Annotated in this window: 10 protein-coding genes; 2 read left to right on the forward strand and 8 right to left on the reverse strand. The window is 74.1% G+C overall.

Translation table 11 applies throughout. From position 1 onward, the window contains the following. Nucleotides 1–103 precede the first annotated feature (103 nt). The gene (locus C6376_RS16445; RefSeq protein WP_173985658.1) at nucleotides 104–1,003 is read left to right on the forward strand and encodes an AraC family transcriptional regulator; all 900 of its coding nucleotides are present in this window, start codon (nucleotides 104–106) and stop codon (nucleotides 1,001–1,003) included. 27 nt (nucleotides 1,004–1,030) lie between these two features. Next, on the forward strand, nucleotides 1,031–1,498 hold the full coding sequence (locus C6376_RS16450) for an RDD family protein (RefSeq protein WP_107444104.1): 468 nt from the start codon (nucleotides 1,031–1,033) through the stop codon (nucleotides 1,496–1,498). A gap of 61 nt (nucleotides 1,499–1,559) precedes the next feature. Here C6376_RS16450 and C6376_RS16455 read toward each other — a convergent pair whose 3' ends face one another. The 8 genes from C6376_RS16455 to C6376_RS16490 form a co-directional block, all read right to left on the reverse strand. After that, on the reverse strand, nucleotides 1,560–2,723 hold the full coding sequence (locus C6376_RS16455; RefSeq protein ID WP_107444105.1) for an NAD(P)/FAD-dependent oxidoreductase: 1,164 nt from the start codon (nucleotides 2,721–2,723) through the stop codon (nucleotides 1,560–1,562). A gap of 109 nt (nucleotides 2,724–2,832) precedes the next feature. Further along, nucleotides 2,833–3,759, reverse strand: a complete 927-nt coding sequence (locus C6376_RS16460; RefSeq protein WP_107449004.1) for an LLM class flavin-dependent oxidoreductase — start codon at nucleotides 3,757–3,759, stop codon at nucleotides 2,833–2,835. A gap of 132 nt (nucleotides 3,760–3,891) precedes the next feature. Further along, nucleotides 3,892–4,980 carry a glycoside hydrolase family 5 protein gene (locus C6376_RS16465; RefSeq protein WP_107444106.1) on the reverse strand — a complete coding sequence of 363 codons (1,089 nt, stop codon included), beginning with the start codon at nucleotides 4,978–4,980 and terminating at the stop codon, nucleotides 3,892–3,894. Between the two features lie 318 nt (nucleotides 4,981–5,298). After that, on the reverse strand, nucleotides 5,299–6,336 hold the full coding sequence (locus C6376_RS16470; RefSeq protein ID WP_107444107.1) for a rod shape-determining protein: 1,038 nt from the start codon (nucleotides 6,334–6,336) through the stop codon (nucleotides 5,299–5,301). A gap of 375 nt (nucleotides 6,337–6,711) precedes the next feature. Next, nucleotides 6,712–8,211, reverse strand: coding sequence for an FAD-binding protein (locus C6376_RS16475; RefSeq protein ID WP_107444108.1), 1,500 nt, complete (start codon nucleotides 8,209–8,211; stop codon nucleotides 6,712–6,714). Nucleotides 8,212–8,530: 319 nt separating this feature from the next. Next, nucleotides 8,531–8,857, reverse strand: coding sequence for a CU044_2847 family protein (locus C6376_RS16480; RefSeq protein ID WP_107444109.1), 327 nt, complete (start codon nucleotides 8,855–8,857; stop codon nucleotides 8,531–8,533). A gap of 108 nt (nucleotides 8,858–8,965) precedes the next feature. Continuing rightward, nucleotides 8,966–10,594, reverse strand: a complete 1,629-nt coding sequence (locus tag C6376_RS16485; RefSeq protein ID WP_107444110.1) for a carboxyl transferase domain-containing protein — start codon at nucleotides 10,592–10,594, stop codon at nucleotides 8,966–8,968. After that, nucleotides 10,591–12,126: an acyl-CoA synthetase gene (locus C6376_RS16490; RefSeq protein WP_107444111.1), complete on the reverse strand. Its 1,536-nt coding sequence runs from the start codon at nucleotides 12,124–12,126 to the stop codon at nucleotides 10,591–10,593. The genes C6376_RS16485 and C6376_RS16490 overlap by 4 nt, the downstream gene beginning before the upstream one ends. Nucleotides 12,127–12,399 lie beyond the last annotated feature (273 nt).

Genomic DNA, 12,399 nt, shown 5'->3' on the forward strand with positions numbered 1-12,399 from the left:
CGCCGTCCTTTCCGGATTCCGCCGGGACAGGGAGAATCCGCCCCTTCGGCAGTACGACCAACGTACGAGGACGACAGAGGACGTCCCGATAAACTTGTGACTGATGATGGCCAAAACGCGACACGGTTCGTCGAAGGAGATCCTCGAGGTCCCCTTCGCTCCGCCCGCGGGTACCCCGGCCGGAGTCGAGGTCATGTCACTGGCGGAGCTGCGCCGCCGTGTCTCCGCGCCCACCCTGGGCCGGCCGCTGCGCCCCGACTTCCACCATCTGCTCACCCTCACGACGGGCGGCCTCCGGCACACCGTCGACTTCACCGCTCACGTGCTGCGGCCCGGGTCCTGGCTGTGGGTGCGCCCGGGGCAGGTGCATCAGTGGGGTGCCCTCGGCCGGGCCGAGGGCACGCTGGTCCTCTTCCGGCAGGACGCGCTCGACGCGGCCACCGCGACGGCCGCCCGGGTCGACGACCCGCACGCACCCGTCGTCACCACCCCCGTCGCCGACGACGCGCAGGCCCTGACCATGGCCGCGGAGCATCTGAGCCGCGAGTTCCAGGCACTCGGCCATCTCCCCCTGGAGGTGCACATGGCGGCCCTGCGTCACCTCCTGGCCGTCCTCCTGCTGCGGCTCGCCCACCTCACCGTCCCGGTCGGCAGCGCCGCACCGGAACCCGACGAGACGTACCTGCGGTTCCGGGACGCGGTCGAACGGGACTTCACCCGCACCCGGCGGGTGGAGGACTACGCCCGCACGCTCGGCTATTCGGGCCGCACCCTCTCCCGGGCGACGCTGGCGGGCGCCGGGCTCAGTGCGAAGGAGTTCGTCGACCGCCGGGTCGTGCTGGAGGCGAAGCGGCTGCTGGCGCACGGCGACCGGACCGCGGCCCAGATCTCGGACCAGCTCGGCTTCGTCAACCCCTCCCAGTTCAGCAAGTACTTCCTGCACCGCACGGGCCAGTCCCCGATCGAGTTCCGCAAGGAGGTCCGCGGGCGGGGCGACGGCTGACCCGCCCCCACCGCCGGCGCCGACCAGATGCTGGTGCTGGCCTCCAAGGGGCGCAGGATCTCGGCGCGTGTGGTGGACACGCTGATCGCGTTCGGGGTGGCGTATCTCCTCCTGGTCGGCCTGGCGGGGTCGACGAGCGACGACGGGGCGATTCTGGTCATCGCGTCCGTGAGCCTGGTGGGCGGCGCGCTGCTCTACTACCTGCCCCTGGTGCACTGGTGGGGCACCACCGTCGGCAAGCGGGTCCTCGGGCTGCGGGTGGTCCGGCTGTGGTCGGACGGGACGCTTCCGCCGTCCTGGAAGGACACGTTCCTCCGTGAGTTCGACCGGGCCGCCTTCCTGTCGATTCCGGTGCTGAACGTGTTGGTCGGGGCGATCCTGCTCGCGCAGATGGCCAAGGGCCGGGGGACCTACCACCAGAGCAAGTTCGATCGCGCGGCGCGCACCGTCCTCGTGCGGTGGCCCGGCGTGCGCGCCCGGTCTGTCGCGGCGTAGCCACGGGTTCGCCGCAGGCAGTCCCGGCTGCTCCTCGCTTCGCCCGCCGTCCGACACCCCGCTAGAACAGGCGGGTGTTCCAGGTCAGTTGGCGGGTGAGGTCGTCGTCGCCCGGACGGGGCGGGGGCGGGGCGCCGGTGGGGTGGGGAGCGGGGGTGTGGACGCCGCGGGAGATGTTGCCGCTGACCGTGGTGTTGTGCTCCACGCGGGGGCGGCGGAGCGTCTCGTAGAGGGTGAGCGCGGACTCGGGGTCCGGGGCGTCGCGCAGGCACTTCGCGAGGATCACCGCGTCCTCCAGGGCCATCGACGCGCCCTGTCCGGTCGCGGGGGAGGCCGCGTGCGCCGCGTCGCCGATCAGCAGCGTGCGGCCCGAGCGCCAGGGCGTGCCGTTGGGGATCTCGGTGGCGTCGGTGACCAGCACGGGGGCCTTGGTGGACGCGACGACGTCCGCGGCGGGCGTGCGGTCGGCGCGCAGCAGCGCGACGAGCAGGTCCCGCCAGTGGCCGGGGCCCGCATCCGCGATCTCGTCGGCGGTCAGCGGCTCGGCGGCGTCGACGCGGGCGAACCAGGAGGTTTCCCCGCCCGGTGACGTCATGTGGCCGAAGGCGACCGCGCTGCCGCGGGTCATGGTGATGTACGCCGTCTCGTCGACGCCGCTCACCGGAGCGTCGGCGGTGTAGCCGTAGAAGACGCGCTGCCCCGCGTGACACGGCGCCGCGGTGGGGGCGATGGTCCGGCGGACGGTGGAGTTCAGGCCGTCCGCGCCGAGCAGCAGGTCGCCGGTGGCCGTGCCGCCGTCCGTGAAGTGCGCGGTGACGCCCTCGGGGCCCTCCGAGACGGAGACGAGGCGCGTGCCGTGGACGATCTCGACGCCCCGCCGGACAGCCTGCGCCTGCAGCGCCGCGCTGAGCTCGCCGCGGCGCAGGCACCGGTACCGCAGCCGGGGATCGCCGGCCTCCCCGAGCGGGACGTGGGCCGTCTCGGCGCCCGTCGCGTCCACCACGCGCATCGAGGTGAGCGGGAAGCCGAGCGAGGTCACCGCGTCCGACGCGTCGATCTGGGCCAGCGCCCGCAGGCCGTTGCTCGCGAGGGTGAGGAACGCGCCGACGTCCTCGGCGGAGTCGGGGTGCGCCTCGTACACGACGGCCTGCTGCCCCGCCTTCCGCAGCGCCAGCGCCGCCGCGGTGCCGGCGATCCCGCCGCCGATGACCAGTACGCGCGCCATCCCTGTCCCCGTTCTCTCCGTGTCCGAACGTGTCCGGACGTGCACGGATCGTCCTGCCCGCGATCCTGTGCGGGGGAACGTCCGGGCGGTGGCAGGGAGTTCCCCGGCCTCAGCGCCCGAGGGACGCCAGCAGCGCCGCGAGCTGCCCAAGAGGCTCCGGGCCCACGACGCGCAGGACGACGGTGTCCGCGCCGGAGGCGTGCAGGGCGCGCACGTCGTCGGCGGCCTGCGCGGGCGTGCCGGAGACGGTGAACACCTCGTCCTGAGGGCGGCCGAGCCAGGCACCGTGGCCCTCGGTGTGCGGGTGCAGGGTGCGCGCGACGTCGTCGGCGTCGTCGCCCACGCAGGCGAACGACAGTACGGTCAGGGTGTGTTCGGGACCCGCGCCGCCCTTGGCTGTCAGGGCCCGGGTGTTCTCCAGGTCGGCCGGCCCGTGGCCCTCGGCGATCAGCACGCCGTCCGCGACCCGCCCGGCCAGCTCCAGCGAGCGGGGCCGGACGACGCCCGCGATCACCGGCGGCACCAGGACCGGTGGATGCACCAGCGTGACGCCGTCCAGGCGCACTTCACGGCCGTCGAGCTGGACCCTCTCACCGCGCAGCAGCGTACGCACGGAGGTGATCGTCTCCTCCAGCAGGGCCAGCGGCGACCGGGGCGCGACGCCGACCGACTCCATCCACTCCCGCACCCCGTGCCCGACCCCGGCGACCAGCCGTCCGGGGAACACCCGGGCCAGCGTGGCCAGTTCCATGGCCAGCAGCGCCGGGCTGCGCAGCGGGGCGGGGGCGATGCCGATGCCGACCCGGATGCGTTCGGTGGCTCCCAGCGCCACGGCCGCCGCCGACACCCCGCCGTTCCACCCGAGGTCCTCGACCACCCACAGGTCGTCCACGCCGAGCGCCTCGGCCTCCCGCGCGAAACCGGGCAGGTCCTCGGGCGCCCAGTCCCGGTCGTACATGACACCGAGCCGTACGTTCGCCTCTTTCGCCTCGTTCAAGTGGTTGGAGGTGTTCGAGTCGTTCGAGTCGCTCGTCATCTTCGTCATGGCTCGGAACCTACTTCCTGTCAGGCCGCGAAGGCTCCGCCCCGACGAGTGCCGGGACGGAGCCTCCGGGGTGGGGGGAGTGGGGGGAGTGGGGTGGTCGGGGGTGGGTGGGCCGGCCCGGAGTCAGCCCTTGACCGGCTTGCCGCGGCCCCAGGCCCACGCGAGGCGGTCGGCGCCGGACTGGTTGGTCGTGGCCAGCCAGGGACGGTCGGCTGGGCCCACGAGGGTCTGCACCGAGTAGATGTCGTCGGTGCGCAGGCCCGGCCAGTACACCGAACCCATCTTCAGCTCGCGGAAGGTGTCGGTGACGGCCTGGACGAAGTTGACGAAGTTGTCGTCCGGTGTCTTCACGTTGTAGTTCAGACCGGTCGTCATCGGGGCGCCGAACTCGTCCGCGACGGTACGGCTCGCGCAGTCGCCGATGCGCACCTTCAGGTCGGCCACCCACTGGTCGTAGGTCGCGTAGTCCTTCCAGAACCCGTAGTGGTGCAGGGAGAGGTACGTGCCCTTCAGCCTCGGGTCCGCGCAGACCGTGGTGACGTGGTCGTTGTAGCCCGCACCGCTGACGAAGACGCGGTTGCGCGGCACCTTGGAGTACGTCGACAGCCACTTCGCCGCGATGTCGGCCCACTGGGCGTCGGTGTAGCCGTGCGGCTCGTTCATCGGCTCGAAGTAGACGCGCTCGTCGTTCTTGTAGGTCTTGACGACGGTGTTCCACATCGGCCAGTAGGCGGCCTCGTCGTCGATGAAGCCGTCCTTCTGGGCGCCCGTGCCCTCCCAGTACGAGACGATGACCTTGAAGCCCTGGTCGGAGGCCGCGTCGATGACCCCGCGGTACGACTTCCAGTACGCGCCGTTGACCGTGTACGGGTTGATCGGCAGCCGCACGGTGTTCGCGCCGAGGTTCACGCGGAACGCGGCGATGATCCGGCTCGCCTTGGCATAGGTCTGGCGGTAGCTGTCCGTGGTCTTCAGGCCGGACAGCTGCAGGTGGTCGTCGGCGAAGTTGTCGCGCGGGTCTGCCCAGTTCACGCCCTTGAACTGGGTGGTGTCGGCGGTCGGCCGGGACCCGTGGTGCGCCGGGGCGGCGGGGGTGGCGGAGGCCGGGCTGCCGGCCAGGGTCGCGCCCGTGACGGCGGCGACGGCGACCGCGGCGAAGGCGGCGCGCAGGCGGGGGGAGGCGAAGGACGCTGCGGTGGGGGACTTACGCATCTACGTGCCCTTTCAAGACGATGTTTACGCAACCATCGACTCCGCGGTGACCCCGCGGCACCCCCGAGGCGACCCTGCGGTGGCGGATGTTTACGCAAACATGGCGGCGCCGGAATCGTGGCACCCGGCCAGGTGATCGTCAAGGTTGCGCACATGTGACGCCGGTAAAGCCGAGATGGTCCCGTGCCTGCCGGTGCGTGCCCGTGCGTGCCCGTGCGTGCCCGTGCGCTGCCGTGTGCTCCCGTGGGCGCCGGTGCCCGCCCGTGCGTCCCTCGGCGGCCCCGCTCCCGGGGGCGCGGGGCCGCCCCGTGCCTCGCCTCAGGTGCCCAGTGGGTTCAGGGTCAGCGGTTCGATCCTGCCCTCGAGCATCGCGCCGAGCCCCTGGGCGGCGCAGATGTCGGGGCGTTCGGCGATGTGCACCGGCATCCCGGTGGCCTGACGCAGCATGTGGTCGAAGCCGGGCAGCAGGGCGGAGCCGCCGACCATCATGATCCCGCGGTCGGCGAGGTCGGCCACCAGGTCGGGCGGGCACTCCCGCAGCACTCTGCCGATGCCGTCCAGGACGGCGGTCAGCGGGGTCTCGATGGCGTCGCGGACGGCCGCGGTGTCGACCTGCACGGAGCGTGCGAGGCCGGTGGCGACGTCCCGTCCGTGGATCTCGGTGGACGCGGGGCCCTGCGGGGTGAGGCCGTTGCCGGAGAGGGCGAGCTGCAGCGGTCGTACGGACTGGCTGGGCAGCATCAACTCGTGCTCGTGGCGCAGGTGCTGGACGATCGCGTGGTCCACGGCCTCGCCGCCCACCGGGATGCGCTCGGCGGTCACGATCGAGCCGAGGGAGAGGACGGCGACCTGGGTCGCGGCGGCCCCGCACACCATGATCATGGTGGCCTCGGGTTGCTCCACGGGCAGCCCGCAGCCCACGGCGGCGGCGATGAGGGTGTCGACCAGCTCGACGCGCCGGGAGCCGAGGCCCACCAGGGTCTCGATCGCGGCGCGCTGGGCGAGCGGATCGGCGTCGTGCGGGGTGCAGGCGGCGGCCCGCAGGAACGGCTTGCGGCGCAGTTGCCGGCGGATCTTGTCGCCGATGAGATGACGCAGCATGCGCTGTGCCATCTCGATGTCGACGACCGTGCCGCCGGAGACCGGGCGCATCACGCGGATGTAGTGCGGGGTGCGCCCGGTCATCTTCTCGGCGAGCTCGCCGACCGCGATCAGCGCGCCGGTGCGGGTGTTCACGGCGGCGGCGGACGGCTGGTCGACGACCAGTCCGGCACCCTTGACATAGACCCGCGTCCGCGCCGCTCCCAGGTCGACGGCGAAGTGGCAGCGGCGCAGCTGCTCCAGGCTGGCGGTCATGGCAGGTCCTCCCGAGAGCACAGACCGTGCGGGCCGCCGGTCGGCAGGCCTCCCTACGCATCGTGCTCGGGCGCGGAGGGGGCCGCCTTTTCAGGTGGGCCGGACGAGGCACGGCTGAACGGGGGTTGTTCCGCAAACCTCGCGCGGGGAAAGGGGGTGAGGGGACCCTCGCCCGCCCCACGCGGGCCGGGCCCCGGTCCCCGCCGCCCGCCCGCCACCTGCCGGGCCTCGGTCCGCGCACGTGTCCCGTGGCGTTCGCTGCCCCGCACTGGCGCGGCGGCCCCTGTGCCGTGCTTCGTGCCCCCCTGCCCCTGTGCCTTGCTCCCGCCCCCCGTTCCCCGCCCCCTGCCCCGTCCCGTGCTCGTGGCTGTTTCGTCAGTCGAAGATGCCCTGGCCCGGGGCCAGGATTCCCCGCGGGTCGTAGGTGCACTTGGCGGACTGCAGGCCTGCCCACGCCGGCCCGAAGTGGGCCTGCCAGTCCGCGGGGGTGAGGGGGATGCTGCCGACGGGGTAGTGCGTGCCGCCTGCCGCGGCGACCGTGTCGTAGGCGGAGCGGTTGACGGCCAGGAGGCGGTCGACGGCGGCCGTGTCGTCCGGTGCGGCCGCGCTCAGGATGTCGAAGAGGTACGACACCTCGTCGTCGGAGGTGCGCAGCAGCGGGGTGGTGAGGCGGTCGCGCAGCAGGGGGTAGAAAAGGATGACGGCGCCGGGGCCGACGTCCGCCGGGGTGAGCCCGCCCAGCACCTGTGCGCCGAGCGCCGCCGCGGACGTGCCGGGGAGCATCAGGTTCAGCCACGGGTGGGCGAAGCCCCAGATGCCGGCCTCCTTCATGGCCGCGATGACGGGCGCGAGGCGGTCGAGGAAGTCGTAGTAGGGCTGGTCGGTGATCTGCACGGTGGCCGGGTCGTGGCGCAGGCCGCGCAGCAGAGCCGCGTCGTCGGGGGCCGGCCCGACCGGCGGGCCGTAGGCCACCGCCTCCAGGACGTGGACGCCGAACGCGCCGGCGGCGTCCGCGTGGACCTGACCCTCGACGTAGTCGAAGCGGCCCTCCCGGACGAGGACGCGTTGGTCGTCGAGGAAGGTCGCCAGGTCGCCGTAGGTGAGCTGGTAGCGGCGGACCGTCGTGGGCGCGGGCACCAGACGCAGCGTCGCCTCGACGATGACGGCGCACTGGCCGAGGCCGGCCAGGACGGCACGGAAGAGGTCGGCCCGCCGGGCGGGTGAGCAGCGCACCAGCTCGCCCGCGCCGGTGACGACCTGCAGTTCCGTCACGTTGTCGACCTGGGCGCCGACCCGGTGGGCCTGGCCGCCGAGGCCGCCCACGGACAGCGTGCCGCCGACGGAGAGCTCGAGGTAGTCGGTGAACACGGGCGGGGTCAGGCCCTGGGCGAGGGCGGCCCGGGCGACGGCGCTCCACTTGGCGCCGGCGCCCACGGTGACCGTCCTGGAGGCCGTGTTCACGGAGCCGATGCCCGAGAGCGGGGCGGTCTCGATGACGAGGCCGCCCTCGGCCTGTGCCTGGCCGAACGGGGAGTGCCCCTGGCCGCGCGGCGCGACCGGCAGCCCGTGGTCGTTGCAGAAGCGGACCATGGCGACGACGTCGCGCACCGAGCCCGGGCGCAGGACCGCCGCGGGGCGGTGGTGCACGATGTGCCCGTAGTCGTCGGCGGCGGCGGTGAGCGACGAGGCGTCCGTGAGGAGAGTTCCGTCCAGCCGCGGGACCTTGGCGAGGGTCGCGGATGCCGGTGAGGAGGCGGTCTCGGACTCGGTGGCGGTCGCGGCCCAGGAACGGGACGCCGTGTCGAAGGCGGCCACTGCCGCTCCGGTGACCGTGAGTCCGCGCAGAACGGTACGTCGGGACGGTGTGCGGGGCATGCGCAATTCCACCTCTCGATCTTCATGAAATCTTCAAAACCCTGCCAGCCTAAGCCAGTTCGCCGGGTTTCGATGGTCCGCCCACGCTTCCCCGCCGGTGGCTTCCCGCTCCGCACCCCGCCGCCCCGGCCGCCGTCGGCGACCACCGGGTCAGCCACGGCAGGCGCGCCGGGCAGTGCGGTGAGCGAGGCCGGCAGGGCGTCCGGCGCCGTCCCGGCATGACATGGCACGGGTCGCCACCTCGGGTGAGGTGGCGGGGATGGCCCGCGCCCGCCGCCGCCTGCCGGTCCAGACAGGCGCTGTGGCGCTGCGGCGCTGGTCAGGTGTCCGAGGAGGGCGACCAGGTCAGTTTCACGACGAGATGCCCCTCCGCCGTGCCCTTGGCGATGATCGCGCCCGTCTCCGCGGACAACTTCACGCCGAACTCGATCTCGACGCCGTCGGGTTGCAGCGTCCCGTCCCGGAACACCCGCAGTGCGGACTCGGCGGCCGCGCGCACGCCCTCCAGGGCGCCCTCGAAGGTGCGGGCCGCCTGCACCGTCCCGTCACCGCGGGCCACCAGCCGGGAACCGGGCCGCCCCTCCGCGCCCGCCTCCACGGCGACCACGGTGCCGTCGTCGGTTCTGAACTCCACCAGTCCGTCCACGGTTTCCCCCGTAACCCCTTCTTCTGCTGTTGCCGCTGCTCTTCTCGGCTCCGTGCTACCGCGCGTCCGTCCGCCCGTCCCGTGTCGCGTCTCTGCGTGCCTCCATTGTCACGGACGGTGCGCGCGATTGTCCTGCGTTCCGTGCGCCCGGTCGGTTCGGATCACCCCGAGCTCCGCCAGGTCCTGGGGCCTCAGGCGTAGTTGGTCGGCCGTCGCGTCCACCTCCTGCGGGGGCCGCTTCAGGATCGCGGCCGCCGACTCCGGCGCGATGACGGAGAAGTAGCCGTCCGGGGTCACCCAGGTGCGCCCGGGTGCGGCCAGTGCCAGCGCGCCACCGGAACCGCCCTCGCCGATCACCAGCGTGGTGAGCGGTGTGCGGGCGGTGGCGACCGCGCCGAACAGGTCCGCGATCGCCGCACCGGCGCCCTGTCGCTCCGCCGCCGCGTCGTTGGCCGCGCCCGGCGTGTCCACCAGGGTCAGCACCGGGATGCAGAGCCGGCCGGCGAGCCGGATCAGCCGGGCGGCCGTGCGGTAGCCGGCGGGCCGGGTCGCCGCACCGGTCTGCGCCGCGTACGCGACCGTGCGGCCCCGGTGCAGGCCGAAGCCGCACAGCATCCCCTCCGGGTCGGCACCGCCGCACCGGTCGCCGGAGATCGCCAGCCGGTCGGTGAAGTAGGCGTCCAGGTAGGCCTGCGCACGGGGCCGTTCCGGCGCACGGGCCCGCCGAACGGCGTCCCGTCCGGTACGCGGCAGATCCGTCGCCCCGAGGGCGTCCGGCACGGGGGCGGGTTCGACCGCGGCCTGTGGGCCGGGCGCTGACCCGGACAGGGCGGCGGTGTGCGCTGCTTCCTCCTCCCGGTGGGTGCGCGGCTCGGCGGGGACGGGAGAGTGCCCCTGGAGCGGTTCCGCGGGCTCGTCCGGGGTCTGCGGGCCGGTGGTGCCGTGCTGGTGCGGGCTGAGCCGTGCCGCTGCCGCCCCTCCTGCTGCTGCCGTTGCTGAGTCGGGCGCGTACGGTCCGTCGGGGGCGGCGGGTTCCGCCGGTCGCCCTCCCGCGGCCGGCGTCCCGCCGGTCAGCAGGCGCAGCCAGCGGCCCAGTACCTTCCGCAGCTCCGTCACGGGCACCACCGCGTCCGCCGCACCCGCCGCGAGTTGCGCCTCCGCGGTGTAGGCGGCCGGGTCGGCGTCCGGCGGTCGCACCCGTGAGCCGGCGAAGCCGACCTGCGCGCCCGGCAGCGCCAGCACCACGTCGGCGCCCGCGCCCAGCGTGGCCCAGCCGCCGCCGGTCGTCGGATCCCGCAGGACCGCGATCTGCGCCAGCCCGGCCTCCCGGGTGAGCGCCGACTCGCGTGCCACCCGCTGGAGCTGGGTGAGGGCGAGCATCCCCTCCTGCATCCTGCTGCCACCGGTGGCGACCAACGGCACCACCGGCAGCCGGTGTTCGCGGGCGTATGCGTAGGCCGCGACCAGGCGGTCGCCGGTGCGTTCGCCCAGCGAGCCGCCGAGGAAGCCGAACTCGAAGGCGATCAGCACCGCTCGGACGCCCTCGACGCGGGCGACACCGCAGACGACGGACTCCGACTCGCCGGTGCGCCGGGCGGCGCGCTCGCGCGAGGCGTCGTAGCCGGGCCAGCCGAGCGGCCCGTCCGGCCGGGACTCCCGTTCCACGTGCGGGAGTTCGTGGAACCCGTCGGCGACCAGGGCGATGAACTCCCGCGCGCCCGCCCGCCGCGCCGTCATGCCGGCAGCGCCCGCTTCATGATCTTCCCCATGTCGTTGCGGGGCAGGGCGTCCAGGTATCGGACCGTGCGGGGCCGCTTGTGCGGGGCGAGGCGGCGGGCGACGTGGTCGGCCAACTCGCGCTCACCGGGCGGCGAGTGCGGATCGTCGGGCACCACCCAGGCGACGACCCGCTCGCCGAGGTCCGCGTCCGGCTCACCGGTGACGGCGGCCTCCCGCACCCCGGGATGTTCCAGCAGGGCGTTCTCGATCTCGCCCGCGCCGATCTTGTAGCCGCCGCTCTTGATGAGATCGGTCGCCTTGCGCCCGACGATCCGCACGTACCCGTCGGGGTCGCGGACGGCCACGTCGCCGGTGCGGAACCAGCCGTCGGCGGTGAACGCGGCGGCGGTCGCGTCAGGCCGGTTCAGGTACGCGGTGAACAGGTTCGGCCCGCGCACCTGGATCTCCCCGACGCTCTCCCCGTCGTAGGCCTCGACGGCCGACCCGTCCTCGTCGACGAGCCGGAGCTCCACCCCGGGCAGCGGCACCCCGACGGTGCCCGCCCTGGCCTCGCCGTCGGCCCGCACGGAGGTGTTCATGAGCGTCTCCGTCATGCCGTACCGCTCGATCACCCGCCGTCCGGTGGCCGCCGCGATCCGCTCGTGGTCGTGCACGGGCAGCGCGGCCGAACCGGACACCAGCAGCCGCGCCCCCGCGAGCGCCTCGGCGAGCCCGGGGTCGGACGGCAGGGCCTCGGCGATGCGGTGGTACATCGTCGGCACCCCGAACAGCATGGTCGCGCCGCCGGTCAGCTCCCGTGCGACGCCTTCCGTGTCGAACCGCCCGAGGTGCCGGACCGAACCCCCCCGGCGCAGCGGTCCGAGCACCCCCAGCACCAGCCCGTGCACATGGAACAGCGGCAGCCCGTGCACGAGGACGTCCTCGCCGGTCCACTGCCAGGCGTCGGCGAGCGCGTCCAGGGTCGTGGCGATCGCGCGGCGCGGGATGACCGCGCCCTTGGGCGGTCCGGTGGTGCCGGAGGTGTACACGACGAGCGCGGGCTCCTCGTCGTCCGACGGCTCGTCGCCCCACGGCTCGTCGCGCCCCACCTCGTCGTGCAGCGGCGCGCCGTCAGTCGCCGGACCCGCGTCGCCGCGCTCGTCCACGTCGACGTCGATCCGCGGCAACGAGCGCAACGGCTCGGGCAGTTCGTCGCCGAGGGCCGCGAGCACCGCGCTCGGCGCGCTGTCGGACAGGATGTGCCCGAGCTCCTTCTCGCCCGACTTCGGGTTCAGCGGCACGGCCGCCACCCCGGCGAGCAGCACGCCGACCACGGCCACGGCGGTCTCCAGGGCGGGCGTGGCCCACACGGCGACCCGTCCCCGGTCCCGGCCTCCCTCGGCAGGGTGGACGCCCGTCGCCTCCCGCACGCGTCCGCCGACGGCGCGGGCGGCCGCGGCGAGCTCCGCGTAGGACAGGGAACGCTCACCGAACCGCAGGGCGGGGCGGCCGGACGGATCGTTCGTCAGGGCGGGGAAGAGAGGCGGCACGGGACGGACTCCTTGCACGGCTGAGGTGGGCGACAAGCAGGTTCCTACCCCACGCGCCGCGCCCGCACCTCCCCGCGTCGCCCGTTCCACCACGCCTCGACCGCGCGGCCGCCCGGGCAGGCCGGACCCACGCCTGTTCATGTCGGCCGGCCCACGTCGGCCCCGCCGTGCGCGGCGGGCCCATGGCGGGCGGTCCCAGGTCCGCTCACGCCGGCCGCGGGCCACGTCGGGCGGGCACCTGTCGGCCTGGCCGGTCCACGGCGGCGGGGCGGG

The sequence above is a fragment of the Streptomyces sp. P3 genome, assembly GCF_003032475.1.
Taxonomy (GTDB): domain Bacteria; phylum Actinomycetota; class Actinomycetes; order Streptomycetales; family Streptomycetaceae; genus Streptomyces.

Bases quoted from the DNA above. Each gene is read 5' to 3' on its own strand.
- C6376_RS16445 (WP_173985658.1), top strand. From the start codon at position 104: ATGATGGCCAAAACGCGACACGGTTCGTCGAAGGAGATCCTCGAGGTC.
- C6376_RS16450 (WP_107444104.1), top strand. From the start codon at position 1,031: ATGCTGGTGCTGGCCTCCAAGGGGCGCAGGATCTCGGCGCGTGTGGTG.
- C6376_RS16455 (WP_107444105.1), bottom strand. From the start codon at position 2,723: ATGGCGCGCGTACTGGTCATCGGCGGCGGGATCGCCGGCACCGCGGCG.
- C6376_RS16460 (WP_107449004.1), bottom strand. From the start codon at position 3,759: ATGACGAGCGACTCGAACGACTCGAACACCTCCAACCACTTGAACGAG.
- C6376_RS16465 (WP_107444106.1), bottom strand. From the start codon at position 4,980: ATGCGTAAGTCCCCCACCGCAGCGTCCTTCGCCTCCCCCCGCCTGCGC.
- C6376_RS16470 (WP_107444107.1), bottom strand. From the start codon at position 6,336: ATGACCGCCAGCCTGGAGCAGCTGCGCCGCTGCCACTTCGCCGTCGAC.
- C6376_RS16475 (WP_107444108.1), bottom strand. From the start codon at position 8,211: ATGCCCCGCACACCGTCCCGACGTACCGTTCTGCGCGGACTCACGGTC.
- C6376_RS16485 (WP_107444110.1), bottom strand. From the start codon at position 10,594: ATGACGGCGCGGCGGGCGGGCGCGCGGGAGTTCATCGCCCTGGTCGCC.